Source organism: Xanthomonas fragariae, assembly GCF_900183975.1.
Taxonomy (GTDB): domain Bacteria; phylum Pseudomonadota; class Gammaproteobacteria; order Xanthomonadales; family Xanthomonadaceae; genus Xanthomonas; species Xanthomonas fragariae.
The window spans coordinates 3,284,515-3,301,534 of the sequence record NZ_LT853882.1; the positions used below are offsets into that span (position 1 = coordinate 3,284,515).

The 17,020-nt window shown below is 64.0% G+C and carries 16 protein-coding genes; 4 read left to right on the forward strand and 12 right to left on the reverse strand.

Annotated elements, in window-relative coordinates:
- Nucleotides 1–116: 116 nt before the first annotated feature.
- Nucleotides 117–956 (reverse strand): glycosyltransferase family 2 protein, encoded by an 840-nt coding sequence (locus PD885_RS15405; RefSeq protein ID WP_002811948.1) that lies wholly within the window; start codon nt 954–956, stop codon nt 117–119.
- A gap of 505 nt (nt 957–1,461) precedes the next feature.
- Here PD885_RS15405 and PD885_RS15410 point away from each other — a divergent pair.
- From PD885_RS15410 to PD885_RS15425, 4 genes are all read left to right on the forward strand, one after another.
- The gene (locus PD885_RS15410; RefSeq protein WP_002811950.1) at nt 1,462–2,619 is read left to right on the forward strand and encodes a phosphotransferase enzyme family protein; all 1,158 of its coding nucleotides are present in this window, start codon (nt 1,462–1,464) and stop codon (nt 2,617–2,619) included.
- Nucleotides 2,620–2,651: 32 nt separating this feature from the next.
- Complete coding sequence (locus tag PD885_RS15415; protein WP_002811952.1) at nt 2,652–4,814, forward strand: TonB-dependent receptor; 2,163 nt, start codon at nt 2,652–2,654, stop codon at nt 4,812–4,814.
- 47 nt (nt 4,815–4,861) lie between these two features.
- Entirely contained in the window at nt 4,862–5,452 is a 591-nt protein-coding gene (gene pnuC, locus PD885_RS15420; RefSeq protein ID WP_002811954.1) for a nicotinamide riboside transporter PnuC, read from the forward strand.
- 106 nt (nt 5,453–5,558) lie between these two features.
- Nucleotides 5,559–6,296: a UTRA domain-containing protein gene (locus tag PD885_RS15425; protein ID WP_002811956.1), complete on the forward strand. Its 738-nt coding sequence runs from the start codon at nt 5,559–5,561 to the stop codon at nt 6,294–6,296.
- Between the two features lie 230 nt (nt 6,297–6,526).
- Here PD885_RS15425 and PD885_RS15430 read toward each other — a convergent pair whose 3' ends face one another.
- The 11 genes from PD885_RS15430 to xpsF all read right to left on the reverse strand — a co-directional run bounded on the left by PD885_RS15430 (nt 6,527) and on the right by xpsF (nt 17,001).
- Nucleotides 6,527–7,351: a glycosyltransferase gene (locus PD885_RS15430; RefSeq protein ID WP_002811958.1), complete on the reverse strand. Its 825-nt coding sequence runs from the start codon at nt 7,349–7,351 to the stop codon at nt 6,527–6,529.
- A 482-nt stretch (nt 7,352–7,833) separates the two neighbouring features.
- Entirely contained in the window at nt 7,834–10,140 is a 2,307-nt protein-coding gene (gspD, locus tag PD885_RS15435; RefSeq protein WP_040762914.1) for a type II secretion system secretin GspD, read from the reverse strand.
- Nucleotides 10,137–10,925, reverse strand: a complete 789-nt coding sequence (gene xpsN, locus PD885_RS15440) for a type II secretion system protein XpsN (protein ID WP_002811963.1) — start codon at nt 10,923–10,925, stop codon at nt 10,137–10,139. Before xpsN ends, gspD begins: the two co-directional genes overlap by 4 nt.
- Nucleotides 10,915–11,568, reverse strand: a complete 654-nt coding sequence (gene gspM, locus PD885_RS15445) for a type II secretion system protein GspM (RefSeq protein ID WP_002811966.1) — start codon at nt 11,566–11,568, stop codon at nt 10,915–10,917. Before gspM ends, xpsN begins: the two co-directional genes overlap by 11 nt.
- Complete coding sequence (locus tag PD885_RS15450) at nt 11,552–12,673, reverse strand: PilN domain-containing protein (protein ID WP_002811968.1); 1,122 nt, start codon at nt 12,671–12,673, stop codon at nt 11,552–11,554. Before PD885_RS15450 ends, gspM begins: the two co-directional genes overlap by 17 nt.
- Entirely contained in the window at nt 12,670–13,521 is an 852-nt protein-coding gene (locus PD885_RS15455; protein WP_002811970.1) for a type II secretion system minor pseudopilin, read from the reverse strand. Before PD885_RS15455 ends, PD885_RS15450 begins: the two co-directional genes overlap by 4 nt.
- Nucleotides 13,518–14,156, reverse strand: coding sequence for a type II secretion system protein J (locus PD885_RS15460; RefSeq protein ID WP_002811972.1), 639 nt, complete (start codon nt 14,154–14,156; stop codon nt 13,518–13,520). The genes PD885_RS15455 and PD885_RS15460 overlap by 4 nt, the downstream gene beginning before the upstream one ends.
- Nucleotides 14,153–14,566, reverse strand: coding sequence for a type II secretion system protein XpsI (gene xpsI / locus PD885_RS15465; protein WP_002811974.1), 414 nt, complete (start codon nt 14,564–14,566; stop codon nt 14,153–14,155). Before xpsI ends, PD885_RS15460 begins: the two co-directional genes overlap by 4 nt.
- Nucleotides 14,563–15,072, reverse strand: coding sequence for a type II secretion system protein XpsH (xpsH, locus tag PD885_RS15470; protein WP_002811976.1), 510 nt, complete (start codon nt 15,070–15,072; stop codon nt 14,563–14,565). The genes xpsI and xpsH overlap by 4 nt, the downstream gene beginning before the upstream one ends.
- A 9-nt stretch (nt 15,073–15,081) precedes the next feature.
- Nucleotides 15,082–15,513, reverse strand: coding sequence for a type II secretion system major pseudopilin GspG (gspG, locus tag PD885_RS15475; RefSeq protein WP_002811977.1), 432 nt, complete (start codon nt 15,511–15,513; stop codon nt 15,082–15,084).
- A 270-nt stretch (nt 15,514–15,783) separates the two neighbouring features.
- Nucleotides 15,784–17,001, reverse strand: a complete 1,218-nt coding sequence (gene xpsF, locus PD885_RS15480; RefSeq protein WP_002811978.1) for a type II secretion system protein XpsF — start codon at nt 16,999–17,001, stop codon at nt 15,784–15,786.
- Between the last annotated feature and the right edge of the window lie 19 nt (nt 17,002–17,020).

The window sequence follows — 17,020 nt, forward strand, 5'->3', positions numbered from 1 at the left end:
ACGCCACTTTCCCCGTTTCGCCAGCGACATGTTGAACCTCTTGCGCGAGCGATCGCACTTGCGCGCGCTCCTGTTCGTTGGCAGGCGCGACCTGCACAGCGAGCACGCGGCAAATGTCACTTCTTCTGCAACAACCGCGGTACCTGAGCGGCGGCATGGGTCCAGATCGCCAGCCATACACCGAGCCGAGTGATCGCCCCCCGCTGGCTCGCCTCGAACTTGCGGAAATAGCGCCACAGACCGCGGTGTTTATGCCATTCCACGAAGAACGGCCGCGCGCGGCTGGACACCCCGCGCACGTGCACCACCTGCAAATCGTTGGCCACCGCGACCAGCGCGCCGGCCTGGCGCGCTCGCCGGCACAGGTCAAGATCTTCGGCATGCAGCCGGTAGCCCCCGTCCCAGCCATCGAGCCGGTCGAACAGGCTGCGCTGCATCAACATCAACGCGCCGGAAATGGCATCCACCGGCTGCAGGGCCAGCGACAAGTCGGCCGGCACCGCCAACTGCGCGGCGGCGCGCGGCGCCCGCAGCATCGCGGCAAAGTCCGGGTCGCGGCGGCGCACCGCTGCATCTGGCCGGCCCTGCTCGTCCACCTGCTCCACCCCGAGCAGCACCGCCGCATGTCCAGCCGCGCGTGCGCATAACTGCAGCAAGGTGTCGCGCTCGACCAGCAGGTCCGGGTTGATGAAGACCAGCCAGGGCGCCTGCGAATCGCGCGCGCCCTGGTTGCAGGCAGTGGCGAAACCGGGGTTTTCCGGATTGGCGATGAAGTGCAGCCGCGCATCGGCCAATGCATGCCGTTGCACCAGCTCCAGGGTGTCGTCGCTGGAGGCGTTGTCGACCACCCGGATCTCGCTGATGCCCTCGGCCGCACGCAATCGCGACAGGCACGCATCGATGGTGCTGCTGCTCTGGTAAGTCACGACGACGGCGGCGATCTGGACGGGATTCATCCGGTCATTATCCGGTGCCAAGGCAGCGCAGCGCTATCTCAGGCAAGACGCTCTGGGCTCTGGGTGAAGGCGAAGCGCCGCCACGGCTGCGATAAACGCGCGCAGTGGCGCAACGGCGCACCTCAGGAACAGCGCGATTGCGCCGATTGCAGGCCTGTGCAATATCGCGCCCGCCAGAACCGGCATGACGAGCGGTGGCCGCAGAGGGCATACTGCAGCCTGGACTGCGCGCCCGGAGCCGCCAAGCGGCCTTTCGTTGGCGCCGCCCACGGCGCACCCCCACACCTGATCTTTGAGATGACGGCCAGCGACCTTTCGGTTTCGCGCTGCCCTTCCATTCCATGCGTCGCGACCGCCTGATGGTGCCTGCGACGCTGCGACGGCCCGGCAGCGCCGTCTTTGGTTTTGCTGGCGCGCGCGCCGGGTCCCTGGCATCGACCTCGGCCGCTTGGTCTATACCACCCACTTACACAGCGGGCCGCGCGGGCTTGCCGAACGTGCGTCCATGAGTGTGCCGCACCAGGTGCATGGCATGAGCCTGGAGCTGGCGCTGCCGGACTGGCCGGTGTTGACCGCCGACGAGATCTTTCGCGTGTTGCGGCACTTTCCTGCCCTCGGCCAATGCACCGCAGTGCGCTGGCACAGCGCGCGTCCGTTTTCCGCAGCCGCATGCGTGGACACCGCCACCGGCCCCACGATCATCAAACGCCACCACTGCAGCGTGCGCAGTGTCGCTGCGCTGCGCGAGGAACACAGCTACATGGCGCATCTGCGCTGGGCAGGTGCGCCCGTGGTCGAGGTGCTGCACGATGCACAGGGCCGCACTGCATTGGCTCAAGGCGATTGGGTCTACGAAGTGCAACGCGTCGGCACCGGGCATGATCACTACCGCGATGCGTTGTCGTGGACACCGTTCGTGGACGTCGCACATGCGCATGCCGCAGGTGCCGCATTGGCGCAACTGCACCGCGCCGAGCAGAGCTTCGATGCGCCCGCACGCACCACCAGCGTGCTGGTGGCCAACCTGCGGCTGTTCGCACAAGCCGACCCGGTGCAGGCATTGCAAGACGTGCTGCCAACCCGTCCGCGCTTGGCCGCGGCCTTGCAACACCGCCCCTGGCGACGCGACCTGGCCACCCATGTGCTGCCATGGCATGCGCATGCATGGCCGCTGCTGTCGGCGCCGGGCGCCATGCCGCCGCTGTGGACCCATGGCGACTGGCATGCCTCCAACCTGCTTTGGGAAACCCGCTACGGGTACATCCAGGTCAGTGCGATCTTCGATTTCGGATTGAGCGATTGCAACAGCGCGCTGTTCGACCTGGCCACCGCGATCGAACGCAACCTGATCCCGTGGTTGCGACTGGACACTGGCGCGCGCGCGCAGGCCGAGCTTAGCCAGCTTGATGCCCTACTGGACGGCTACACGCTGCATCGCCCGCTGGACGCGACCCAATTGCGCTGCTTGGCCGCACTGTTGCCCATCGTGCATACCGACTTCGCCCTGAGCGAAATCGAATACTTCGCCGGCATCACCCACTCGCCTGCAAATGCCGACATCGCCTATCACCGTTATCTGCTTGGTCACGCGGACTGGTTTGGCAGCGCCGATGGCCAGCGCTTGCTTGAGCATCTGCACGCGCGTGCGCGCCATCTGCCGTGAGCGTTTACGTCTGCACTTTTGGAGTCTTGCGCATGCCTGTCTCTGCCACCACCCTGCTCTCCCGCCGCGCGCTCGCGCTGGCGCTGTGCTGCGCCACTCCTGCGTTTGCCCAGCAGCAACCCGATGCCGATGCGGTGGAACTGGATGCGGTCAATGTGCGTGGCGAGCGCAGCGATGCCAACACGGCTTTGACTGGATTTGGCGCAACGCGCCTGCTGGATGCGCCCGCCTCGATTGCCGTCATCGATCGACAGCAATTGCTCGACCGTCAAGCGCGCGTGCTCAGCGAGGTGCTGCGTGCGGATGCGTCAGCGGGCGATGCGTACGCGCCGATCGGCTATTACGAAAATTTCGTGGTGCGCGGGTACTCGCTCAATGCCGCCAATAGCTATCGCATCAATGGCATGAGCGCGGTGGGTGAGCAATCGATCGCGCTGGAAAACAAGCAGCAAGTGCAGATCCTCAAAGGCTTGGCCGGGCTGCAGTCCGGCGTCAACGAGCCGGCCGGATTGATCGACTACCGCGCCAAGCGGCCCGAGCATGTGCGCAGCGTGATTCTGGGCACCGACGCGCAAGGCGCGCGCTATGCCGCCGCCGATCTGGGCGACTGGTTCGGTGCCGGGCGCACGCTGGGCCTGCGCGTCAACGCCGCGCGCGAAGACATCAACAGCTACGTCGACCACGCCGATGGCTATCGCAATTTCCTCTCCCTGGCAGGCGACTGGAAGATCACGCCGCACTCGCTGCTGCAGCTAGACGTGGACTACCAGCATCGGCAACAACGCTCGGTGCCTGGTTATCAATTGCTGGGCGGCACACAGGTTCCGCGCGATATCGATGTGCATCGCCTGCTCGGCTATCAGCCTTGGTCGCGGCCGTTGGAGATGGATTCGATCAACGCGCAGCTGCGTTACGCCTACCAATTCAACGACGACTGGCATGCCACCGCCGACGCCTCGCGTAGCCGTTCGGTGATCAACGACTTCTCTGCGTTTGCGTGGGGTTGTTATGGCGCGACGAGTTGCGCTGACATCGCCACACCCAACTTTTTCAGCGCGCAGGGCGAGTACGACGTCTACGACTACCGCAGCCCCGACGACACCCGCGTGCACGATCAAGTGCGCGCCACGCTGGAAGGCCATGTGGTCACCGGCGCGCTGGCGCATCACCTGAGCATCGGCGGCGATTGGCTACGCCGCACTATCGACCGTTTCGGCTCGGTCAACGCATTCGTCGGCAGCGGCAGGATCGACCGCGACCCGGAGGTGTTCGCGCAAACCGACGTCGCACTGGAGCCGAAACAACGCCGTCTGGACAGCCGTCAGCGCGCCTTGGTGTTGGCCGACCGCATTGGCTTGGGGTCGCAATGGGAGGTGTCGCTGGGCGCACGCTATGTACGCCTGGACGAGCGTGCGTTCGATCGCGATGGCGTGCTGGAACGTCGCACGCGCAAGAACGCCGTGCTGCCGCAGGCCGCGCTGCTGTTCAAACCGCAACAGCAGACGTCGGTGTATGCCAGCTACGCCAAGAGCCTGGCCGCTGGCGGCACCGCACCGTGGTTTGCCGACAACGCCGACGCGATCCTGCCACCTACCCACGCGTATCAGCTGGAAACCGGCGCAAAAATCGAGCTGGATGGCCTGCGTCTGGGCGCGGCGTTGTTCGACATCCGCCAGGCCTACCAGTTCACTCAACCGCAGGCCGATGGTGGCTTGCTTTATGTGCAGCAAGGCCGCCTGCATGACCGTGGTCTGGAGCTGTCTGCCGATGGCGCAGCGACCGAACAGCTCCGCATTTTCGCCAGCGTCGCGGCGATCCGCGCACGCGCCGAAGACACCGACATTGCCGAGTATGAAGGCCACCAGGCGATCAACGTGCCCAAGTTGCGCGCCAGCGTGCAGGCCGATTACAACCTGCCCGGTGTCGATGGCTTGGCGCTGTTGGCCGGCGTGCAGTACAGTGGGCGCAAGTACGCCGACCAACGCGGCAATGCCAGCGTGCCGGCGTATACGGTGGCCAACCTGGGCGCGCGTTATGCCACTGCACCGGGCGGTCTTGCGACCACCTGGCGCTTGAACGTGGACAACATCTTCGACCAACGCTACTGGCGCGATGCCGGCCAATACCTGGGCGATGCGTACCTGTTCCCCGGCGCGCCGCGTACGGCGCGTTTGACGGTGCAAGTGGATTTCTGACCCCTGCGCCTACCGCTCGTTTCCAGCACTTTCCCTCCAGGCATTCCATGTCACTGCTCGAATCCATCGCCGTCGTGATCAACCTGCTTGGCGTGTGGCTGACTGCGCGGCGTATTTACTGGTGCTGGCCGGTCGGTATCGTGGCGGTGGCGCTGTATGCCTGGCTGTTCTATCGGTGGAAGCTGTACTCGGATATGCTGTTGCAAGGCGTCTACGTGCTGACCCAGCTCTACGGCTGGTGGCACTGGCAACCTGGGACAGCTGCAGACGGCACAGCTGCAGACATGCGAATTCGCCCGTTGCCGATACCACGCGCTGAGCTCTGGGTCTGGCTATGTATCGGCGCTGCGTTTGCCGCCGCACTCGGGACCTACATGCATCACCGCACCGACGCGGCGCTGCCGTGGCTAGATGCGGCGTTAGCCAGCTTCAGCCTGGTAGCCAGCGTGTGGGCTGCGCGCAAACGCATCGCCAATTGGGTGCTGTGGATCGTGCTCGATTGCATTTACGTGGGCGTGTTCGCCAGCAAGGGCCTGTATCCCACCGCCCTGCTCTACGCGGGCTTCGTGCTGCTGGCAGTGTATGGATGGCGCAGCTGGAAGACCCGACAGAACCGGAACCTGGCGGGTGCCAGCTGAGCCAGGCGCTGTTTGCGCACGCGTTCTTCTTTACCATCGCCCCCATGCACCTCTTTGCCCTCACTGCCTCGTCCATCGTTCGCGTCGTGCGTCGGCGGTTGTCGGCATGAGCGTCTCGCGCCAACACGCCATCACCGAAGTGATTTCCGCGCAGATCGCCGCTGGCGAATGGGGTCCGGACCAACGCCTGCCGGTGGAACGCGCGCTTGCCGAGCGTTTCGGGTGCACCCGCATCACCTTGCGCGAGGCCTTGCAGCTGCTGGAAGCCGAAGGCCGTATCTACCGCGAGAACCGCCGCGGCTGGTTCGTCAGCGCACCGCGCGTGCGCTACGACCCCACCAGCATCGCCGGTTTCATGCAGTACGTAGCCGCACAGGGACGTAAGCCACGCACCGAATTATTGAGCGCTACCCGGCAACCTGCGGGCGCTGCCTACGCTGCGGCGTTGCGATTGGATAGCCCGCATCAAAACGTGTTCGTCTTGCAACGTCGGCGCTGGATCGATCGTCGCTCAGTCTTGCTGGAAACCAACGTGGTGCTCGCGGCGTGGGCGCCGGGCCTGCTCGAACACGATCTGGCTGGGTCGCTGTCGAGCGTGTTCAACCAGAAACTCGGGTTGTTCCTGAGCCGCGCGAAGGTGTCGATGCATCCGGCCGGGCTGGATGCCGCGCAAGCCATGCTGCTGCAATCTACCCCCGGCACGCCATGCTTCCGTCTGCAGCGGATCAGCTTTGCCGAAGACGGCCGCGCCGTGGAGCTGGATATCGAATCCTGGCGTCACGATGCGCTAGAGGTAGTGGTGCGGACCGAGGCGCCGACGCGCGCGGCGTCGCAGAGCCGCTGACAAACGACTGCGCGGCGATCAGGCGAGCGCTGCTGTGCCCGGAGCGGTAAAGCACCGCGCATGCGCTGCGGCGTTGAGCGCGGCGCCCCATGAACCTCTGGACCACTCACCACGTGGCGAGTGAGCTTAGAATTTTGCTCAAACGCGACGTTCGTACATGCTGAAAATCAGGCATTTACGCATCCTCAGTTGTTGATCGAAAGCGCTTGGAAACGTTGTCCAGAGCTTCCCTAACCGAACAAGGCCCGCTGCGGATCCGGCGGCGGCAGCTCGGCCAGCAATTGCGCCAGATGATCGCGCTGCGCACGCAGCGGGTCGTGCATCAGGAACTTGGCAAGGCGCGCATGCCAGGCCGGCCAACGGGTAGCCAGCGCATCCATGTCGCCATCGGCAGGCTGGCCTTCGCGTGGCGAGGCAACAAAGGCGGTGTCGCAGAGGACATTTCGCCACCCCAGCCCGCCCATACGCAGACTCAGATCGACCAATGCGGCGTGCCACGAGCCATAACTGCTGGCATCCAGACCACCGGCCTTGCGCCGGGCACTGCCGCGTAGCAATACCGCGTGACCGATCGCCGATGGCAGCTCCGGATGCAGCGGCGCCATTGCCGCACATGCGGCTGCGAGCCGCTCCGGCGCGTCGGGCATCGGATTGAGTTCGCCCAGCCGCGGCCAGGCGCAGGCTTCGCCCATATTGCTCCACGGCGTGGCAGTGGCAATCGCGGCATCGCGCGCAAAGCACGCGTCGAGTTGGCTCAACCAGCCCGGCAACGGGCAGGCATCCGCACCCAGCACCACTACGTCGGCATCGCCGCACGCACCGAGCATTTCGTCCAGATGCGCCACTTCGCCGAGCATGCGTTGGCGACGTGTGTGATGCGCCTGCAGCTGCGTGCGCGCCAGCCAGTGTTCGATGATGGCGCGACCGCGCGGGCCGGCCTGTGCGTCGTCGGCCAACCACACCCGCGTGCCTGCGGGTGTGGCTGCATCCAATGCGGCCAGACAGGCATCCAGTGCCTCGTCGTCGGTGCCAACCGGCACCAGCACGACGGGCAAGTTTATTTCCGTAACCAGTTTTGCAACACCTTGGACATAAGCATCGACCCTACTAGCCAATCATCTAACATAACCATTATATAGATAAAACTCAGATGGAACGACTGCGAGCTCACCAATACTATTGACGTAACTAGAGATATAGCCAGAGAAAGTGAGTTCAACCTAACTTATCGGCATATTTTGAAAAATCAGCACCTGCTTGGCCTGATGCAACGCTCCATACCCAACGGCTAACAGGCCTGCCGAAGCTTCCGTTCACAACTTGGCAGAACGCATTAAAACGAGAAAATCATGCATATGCAAGCTATAAATGACGAATATACCTTCTTGCACATGGCACCACCCTCACAAGAAATAGTCGGATTATAAAAAATCTTAAATTCCAATTAAAGCACACTACGCTACCGTGCCACTCCCATCGAGAGGAGTGGGAAAATGAAAATAGTCACACATTTTTTAATTAATCATAATGAGCCAAATCACTTACCAATTGACTTTTTAATGGGCGCCATCGATTCAAACCGCCGACCATATTCATCTGTCAGATTTCGTGCCTCTAGCGGATTTCGGACGATGCTGGGCGTCAATAAAACGATTACTTCGCTGCGCCTCTTACTTTGATTCTTTAGCCCAAACAAAGAACCTACAACTGGAAGCTTACTTAGAAACGGAACACCGTCTGAACCGTCGCCGGTGCTGTCTTCAATAAGGCCAGCCAGCATGATCGTGTCGCCACTTTGAATTGCTGCCTCCGTCTTAATACGGCGAGTATTTATGTCCACATTACAGGCAACCGCGTTGACCGTCGTCGTTGCGGACGTGCAAGCAGCTGGTCTATCACTTGGACTGCTTACTTCCTGCACGATATCCAGGAACACCATGCCGTCTTTAGTAACGCGTGGACGCACCTTTAAGATGACCCCAGTATCAATATACTGCACCGAGGAATAGCTGCTATCGCTACCTAAGCCAGTATTGATAGATGTGGAGTTGATCGGGATGCGCGACCCCACATTTAATGTCGCCTCTGCGTTGTTACGCACGAATACCGACGGTGTTTGTAGCAAGCGCACATTGCTCACATGATCCAGAGCGGTGATGATCGCAGCGGCGTTCTTGCCTAGGAAGCTCCAGGCAAGCCCTCCGCTGCCCACTTTGCCAGCGATATCACCCCAGATGTTGCGACCCGCGGCGCTAGCCAACCCAGCTCCCCCATCAAAGCCAGGCCCATTACTCGTCGAATCAGTTGCAGCATTGACCGCATTTTCAAAGTACCAGTTCACGCCATACTCAAGCTCACCACTCAAATTCACCTCAGCCACCTGCGCTTCGATATGCACCTGCATCGGCATCACATCGAGCTTTTCAATGACGTCGCGAATCGAATTCCACGACTGCGGCGTGGAGCGCACCAGCAAGGTATTGGTTTCAGCCACTGCCGATACGCCGACCTTGTCGCCTTCCACTTCCAGCGTTACCGCGCCATTGCCATTGCTGCGCGGCGAGAGCTGCAGGCTGCCGTTGCCCAAGCCTCCACTGCTGCCGCTGCCACTGCCACTGCCGCTACTGCCACCTAACGAGCTGCCATCGCTGCTCTCGCCGAGGCTGCCGCCAGTCATGCCCGAGCTGCCGCCCATGCTGCTGTCGCGATTGCCCATTGCTCCACCCAGCACGCTGGTTTCCGACCCCGGTGCCAGCGAGGCATTGGAGTCGTTGCCATTGCCACGCCCGCCGAACACTTCCGACAAGCGATCGGCCAGCTCCTTGGCCTTGATGTACTTCAACTCGTACGAGAACAAACGCACGCCGCCGCCGGCGCTATCGATGCGGTCCAGCCACTGCTGGATCTGGTCCAGATAGCGTGGCTGCGGGGTGATCACCAGCACTGCGTTGGCGTTTTCCAGCGGCATGAAACGGAACATGCCGGCGCTGGGCGTCTTGCTCTGTTCGCCGAAGACTTTGTCCAGATCGGCTGCGACTTTCTCGGCCTTGCCGGACTGGATCGGAAACACGCCCACCGACATGCCCGACAACCAATCCACGTCGAAGATCTGCACCGTGCGCAGGTAGTTTTCCAACTCGGCGCGGGTGCCGCCCAGGGTGATCACGTTGCGCGCGGGGTCGGTGCCGACGATAGCGTTGGGCCGCGCGTAGGGCTCCAAGACCTTCTTCATTTCGCTGGCGGAAATGAACTTCAACGGCACCACGCGCACTTCAAAACCGCGGGCGGCCGACGGCGATGCGTTGCTGGGCGCGACGGTGCCGGCCAGCGCCTGGTCGGCCGGCACGATGTTGTAGCGGCCACCGTTGAACACCATGCGCGCGTTGTTCCAGCCCAGTACCATTTCCAGCAGGTTCAAGGCCTGCGCCGGCGACACCGGCTTGGGCGTGGCCAGAGTCACGGTGCCTTGCACGCCGGGGGCGATGACGTAGTTCTGGCCGAGCATGTCGCCCAGGATCGCCTTGACCACGGCCTGCACCGATTCGCCTTCGAAATTGAAGGTGGCGCTGCCGCTACTGGCCATGCCGAGCGTGGGCGACGGTGCGGCAGCCGCGCTCTGGTTGATCATGGTGCCGCTGCCGCGACGGATCACCGGGCTGGGCTTGGCGCTGGTGTTGCCGTCCGTGCGCTGCTCGGCAGTGCTCTGGGTGGCGCCGGCAGCGCCGACGTGCGGGTCCAGGCGCGCGTCGCGGCGCACCTCCGGCGGTGGAGTGGTGGCGCAACCGGCCAGCAGGCCAATCAGCAGGGACACGGGAAACAGGCGCGGGGTCATGCATTCACTCACTGGGTCTGACCGGGGGTAGAGCCGCTCTGGCGCTGCTGTTGCAGCTGGCGGCGTCGGGCTTCGATGCGTTCGCGGATGGCACGCATCTGATCGTCGGAGGGGCGTGGAGCTTCCTGGGCGCCGTCGCTGCGCTGCGGCGGCACCGTCGGCGCTGCCTGCCCATCGAGCTGCTGTGGCGGCGCGGCGGGCTGGGTCTGCGGCGGCGGCACCAGCGCAGCGGCAGCGTCGGCCGGCGGTGGCGGTGGGGTGGCGCCGGGGGCGCCGGGAGCGACCGCATTGGCGGTCGGCGGTTGTCCGCCCTGGCCGTTGAACACCTGCAGCTCCAGTGTCTGAGTGCCGCCAGGGCCTTCGATGGTTGCGCTGCGCGGCTGCAGCGCGAGCAACCGCCAGCCCTTGACCGCCTCGCCGCCCAGTTGTACACGCACCGAGTCCTGCGGGTCCAGGGTCAGCGTAGCCATCTTGAAGTTGGGTGTGAGCAGCACGCCGGTCAGGCGTACCGTCGATACGGCGCTGCTGGCATCGTTGCCGGACAGGAAGAACGGATGCGGCAGGCGGTCTTCGGCGAAGGCCGGATGCGCGGCGATTTCAGAATACTTCTCGAACGCTCCCAAACGTTCCGGTGCCGGTGCCGACAGCGTGGGCAGACGCTGCACCAGTGCCGGGTCGTCGGGCAGCAGCTCGACGCGCTTGCCCAGACCGGCGACGGCCAGCACGCACACCAGCAACGCCCAGCCGACCACAGTTGCCAACAACCAGGTGCGCAGGCCGATCATGTCAAGGCGCATTGCTGGCCTCCGCGGCGGCAGGAGCAGCGGGCGCGGCGTCGGTGTTCAGCGGTGCGGCACTGGCGCCCGGCCGCAGATAACCTGCCAGTTCGAAGGCGATGTCCAGGCCGTTGCCGCTTTCGTTGGGCGAGAGTTGGTAGCGCTGGGCCATCACGTTGAGGTTGTCCACGAACAGCCGCGGCGTGCCGTTTTCCAGGCTGTACAACACCGAGGCTAATTCCGGCGTGCCGCAGCGCAAACGCACCTGTACCGCGACGCGGGTGAAGCGGTCCTTGCTTTCCGGCTGCAACGGCGAGCGGTTGCTGATGGCGCAGCTGCGGTTGCCGGGACTGCCCTCCACCACCGCGCGCTCCAGACGCTGCACCAAACCTGCCGAAGCCAGTTCGGCGGACGTTTCCGGCAAAAAACCTGGGCGGCTTTCCAATGTCTGGCGCGCCTGGCGCAGCCTTTGGCTGACCTGCGGGGCCTGCTGCAACTGCACGCGCACGCGCAACTCGCGCTCGCGCAGCGATTGAAGATCGTCCTGCACCGCAATCATCGGTTGGGTAAACCACGGGTGCACCAGCACCAGATAGGCCACACCGGTCACCAGCAACAACAGGCCCAAAGCGATCCAGCGATCACGCTTAACGCTGCGTGGCATCAGCCGCCTCCTTGGCGTCGGGGCCGACCAGCTCAGCGGTGATGGTGAAGCGGTCGACGTTGCGGCCGGAATCGCTCTGCAACACGCCGGTCAGCGACGGTGTGCGCCACAGCGGCGAGCCTTCCAGACGACGCACCAGCGATGAGGCTTCGTTGCTCAATCCAATCAACTGCAATTGCCCGCCTTCGACCGAGAATTTTTCCAGATAGGTGCCTCCAGGAAGACGCCGGCTCAGCTCGTCCCAGATTTCCACAGAGGTCGGGCGGGTGGTGCGTTGCTGCTGGAAGAACGTCGCACCTTCGACCAGATCCAGCAATTGCTGGCGTTCGGCGGCGACCTGCCGCGCGCGCGCGGCATTGGCCTGCACCTTGGCACGCAGGTCGTCGGCGGCCTGCCGACGATTGTCGAGCAGCAGCCAACCGGCCACCGCCAGCAAGACGAGCGCGGCGGCAGTGAGCAACAGATTCCAGCGCTGCATCGGGTCGCTGCGACGCAGACGCCGCGCAGGCGGCAGCAGGTTCACGCCCAACGGCAGGCCGTGCGCATCGGCGACATCGATGCCCGACAACGCAGTGCTCCACACCTCTGGCACACCGGCCAAGCCATCGATCATGCGCCGCGGCACCACCACCAGTTCGGCATCGAGTTGGCCGTCTTCGCGCACGTCGAGCACGCGTGCGTCGAAATACACCTGGTCGGCAGTGAACGGGGTTTGCCGATCGATCTCGAAGCGCGCCACGTCCTGCAAGCGCGCCGCTGCCGCTGCGGGCAGGCGCAACGGCCGGCGCAATGCATGCGCCGCTGGCAACAGCCAATGCCGCGGCAGCCCTTCAAGCGCGGGCGGTAGCACGGCATTCACTTCCTGCGGTTGCACCGGCCACGGCAGACTTGCGATGGTGTCGCTGCTGTGATCGCGCTGGCGCAGCAACTGCAACGCATCACCATCGGGTTGCAACAACAGGCGTGCCTGCGACAAGCCCAACTGCCACTGCCAACGCTGCGGCAACCAGGCCAGCAGCGATTGTTGCCACCAACGCCAAAAGCCACCGGCTCCCGGCATGGCGCGTAAGCCGATGCGACCCAAGGTATCCCGCCATGCGGTCATTGCACTGCTGCTCCCTCTTCCCAACGCAATACGGTGTAGGCCGACCCTGGTAATGGGGACGCGCTGGTGGACACGACCGCCCGCAACACCGCCTCGCGCCCCTGACTAAGTCGTGCCCGGCTCTCGATACTATAAGTGTCCGAGCCACCCACCGTCGCCTCGCTGCCCGGCAAACCCGGCGGCGCGTCACGCTGCGCCATCAGTTGCTGCGCATCCAGGCCCATCGCGGTCAACACCGGGCCCGGCGCAAAGCGCGCTTCCGGCCGCGAACGTCCGCTGTACAGCGTGAGATTGGGCAACAGCTTGCCATACAGTTCGCCATTCATACCCAACACCAGTCGCAGCTCGCCCTGGGTTTCGAACGGGCTGTCTTTTGCGCCGTACGGCAGCCCGGCATCGGCATAATCGCGGTCTTCCGCGCCGCCGCCCGGCTGGCTCAGCGAATCGCCATCGCGCCAATCGACGATGGCCCCGGCAATGCGCGCGGCGCTGGCCTGATCGCCGCCGACCGCGCGTACCAGGCCGGCCAGCAAGTTGGGCTCGGCCATGTTCAGGTCCACCTTGCCGCTTTCGTCGGTGATGCGAATTTCCACGGTGGCATCGTCCATCTGCCAACGATAGCGTCGACCGTCTGCGCGCCAGCGTGCCTGCGTATCAGTGCTTCGCAATCGAGACAGCGCATACTCCAGGCCAGACCGCGCATACTCCTGCGCTTGCGCGCCATTGCGCAGCATGCTGCCTTGCAACGCTTCCACGCGCGCGGTCAACGCGTACGCACCGATCATCACGGTGAGCAGTGCGATCAACCACAACACCAATACCAAAGCAGCGCCGCGCATCTGGCTCATTGCCCCATCGCCCCAGCGTTGCTGGATTGCGGCAGCGCCACCACCAGCGGCGGCCAAGCAGCATCGCCGCTGCGGATCTCGATGCGCACCAACAAGGGCAGGCGGTCATGCCATTCCCATCGCGGCAACCAACCGCTCAGACGGCCGCTTTGTGGATCCATGCCGCGATAACGAAAGCCCACCTGCTGCACGCCCTCGGCGAGCTTTTCCGGCGGCAGCGTGGTGCCCTCTTCGATCGACTTGCCCGATTGCAGCATGGTCAGCGCGATCAGCACATTGCGCTGCTCGCCATCGCCGGCCACAGAGAGGTCATGCAGATACGGTCCGCCACGACCCAGATAATCCGGCACATCGGCAGTAAAGCGCATGCGCTGCGACTCACCGACGAACAACATCGGCTGCTGGCTCTGCGGGTCGATGCCCATCGCAATCGGCAATGCGGCCGCCAAACGCCGCCGCAGGAACTCTTCCACCGCACGCACGCGCTCGCTGCGCTGGGCGATTGCTTCGCCGCGCTGACTGACCACACTGGCCGAGCGCAGCGTAGCGAATGCCAATGCGAGCCCGCCGACCAGCAACATCGTGGCCAGCAGCACTTCGATCAATGTGAAACCCGCGCTGCGCGAACGGCTCACGGGGCGCTGCCTTGGGTTGCAGCTACCAGCCGCAAGGTGCGCCATCGCAGCATCTGATTGGGCTGCTCACCCCAGCGCACTACCAGGGTCAGTTGCAGCAGCGTAAGCGCGCCAGGCGACAGCGGCGCCTGGGGATTGCGTCGCGGTTCGTCGTATGGGCGCACATCCATCGACCAGCGGAAATGCCCGTCTTCGAACGTGCCTTGCTGCTGCTCGGGCATCAGCGGTTTATCCATGCCTTGCAGCGCGAGCAAGGATTGTGCGTGCAACGTGGCGCGCGTGCTTTCGTCGGCTGCGCGCACCTGGCGTGCGGCACCGGACAGCGATCCCAGCAAGAGACTCAATGCCAGTGCGAGCAACGCAAAGGCGACGATCACTTCGATCAACGTATAGCCGCACTGACGCTTCATGGCGATGGCGTGCGCACTTGCCCGGAGCGCACTTCGCCGGTAATCCAGCCTACGTCGACACGCCAGGTCGCGTCCTTGACGCGCAGATCGATGCGCCCGCCGGTGGAGGCGCCATCGGGGAAGAACTGAATCGCGCCTTGATCCTGCCGCGACTGCACCTGGCGCGCGCCGGTGAAACGCACCTCCAGCGACGACGGCAGATCGCCGTGATGGCCGCCGGGGGCTTCCCAGCGGCGTTGCTGCGGATCGATCAAAAAGCGCTGCGGCGTACCGCTGGCAATCGCCTGGGTGCGCGTGTAACGCAGCTGCGCGGCGATCGCCTTGCCTGCGGTGCGCAAGCGCATGCCATCGATCCCGCCATTCAATGCGGCGGCGGCGAGCACACCTGCCATCGCGATCAGCGCGATGACCAGCAGCATCTCCAGCAACGAAGTGCCGCGCGTACGTGTACGGCCAGGGCGGACTAGCGCACGTGGATGACGCAACGGCTGATACGCAACGCGCATGGCGACGGCTTATTGGTACTTGATGTCCGAGTCGTAGCTGCTGCCACCGGGACGACCATCCTTGCCCAGGCTGATCAGATCGAACGGCTGCCCATCGCCCGGCACGCGGTATTCGATGGTGTGGCCCCACGGATCGTTGAGTTCGACCGGCTTGGCGTACGGGCCCAGCCAACCGCTACTGCCGCCCGGCTGGGTGACCAGGTCATCGAGCTTGATCGGCAACTTACCGGTGTCGAGCTGAAAGTTCTCGATCTTGCCGGCCAGGGTCTGGATTTGCGACTTGGCCAGATTGGCCTTGCCGCGATCGGCACCGCCGAGCACGCGGCTACCGACCAGCGTAAGCACCGCGCCGATCAGCACGATGACGATGATGATTTCCAGCAAGCTCATGCCGGCCTGGCCTGCGCGCGACGGACTGCGAATGATGGAGCGCTTGATCATGAACGATTTCCTTGTACGTCGATGAAGGATGCTGCTGCCAGAAGATGACATGGCGGGCATCGCAATGGTTCCCGCGTGTGCGTTGCGCAGTCACCGCAAAGGTGTCGTGAAGACGTTGCCCAACCGATATAACGGCTGGCAACACGTCGCGAGCAGCCTGTAGGTGACTGCGCACGGCGCACAACACCTGGAGTGTACGAGTGGTACGTGCCGATTTCGAGCGCCGGCCGCGCCCGCCTGCCGGTGAGCGCAGTCGTTTTGTTAGCACTCTTAGCCGATCGCATTGGTGAGGTCATACAGCGGCACCAGCACCGAAATGATGACCAGTCCCACCACCGAGGCTAGGACCAACGTAATCAGTGGCACCAGCGCGGCCAAAGCGCGATCGATGGCTTGTGCGGTTTCCAGCTCGAAGGTGTCGGCAGTCTTGAGCAGCATCGTATCCAGCGCGCCGGACTCTTCACCCACCTGAATCATCTGCAAGGCCAGCCGTGGAAACCGCTTGCCGCGCGCCAACGATATCGCAAGACCATGCCCGTTCTTGACGTCGTCGGCGGCGGTGGCCACATCCTCCACCAACGCAAGATTGGACATGACATTGCGTGCGATGCCGATCGCGGCAAGCAGCGGCACACCATTGCGCAACAACGTGCCCAAGGTGCGTGTCAGCCGGGAGGTTTCCAGGCGTGCGATCAGGCTCCCGACCACTTTCTGCCGCAGCAGCCATTCGTCCAGCGCCGCACGAAACACGGCGTTGCGACGCTTGCGATCCAGCCACAGCCCGAGCACACCGGGCACCACAACCAGCACGACCCACCAGTCGCGCACCAACAAGCCCACGCTCAACACCGCCTGGGTGAACCACGGCAAGGCCACGTCCAGGCTTTCGTACATCTGCGCAAATTGCGGCACCACGTAGCCGAGCAGGAACAACAACGCACACCCCACCACCGCCAGCAGGATCGCCGGGTAAATCAACGCGTTGATCACCTTGCCCTTGAGCGCGCGGCTGCGTTCCAGATAATCAGCCAAACGCTGCAGCGTGTCCTGCATGCTGCCGCCGGCTTCGCCTGCGCGCACCATGTTGATGTACAGCTTGGAAAACAGCCCGTGCTGGCGTTCCAGTGCCGACGACAGCGGCGCACCGCCGCGCACGGTGTCGCGGATATCACCGATCACGCGGCGGCTTTTTTCGTCGTCGGGCAGATCCATCAGGATCGACAGCGCGCGATCCAGCGGCTGTCCGGCGCCGATCAAGGTCGCCAGCTGCTGGGTGAATTGCACCAGCGCCGCATTGTCGAACGGCTTCTTGCGCAGCAGCACGCGCAACGAAGGCGAGTCGTTTTCGCCGTTAGCCAGACGCGTTTCCACCGGCAGATGGCCCTGCTCCTGCAGACGCAGCGCAACGTCCGCATCGCTGGCCGCTTCCATCTGGCCATCGAGCATTTCGCCGTGCGCGTCGAGCGCTTTGTAGCGGTACAGCGGCATCAGGTTGTTGAGCCGGCAA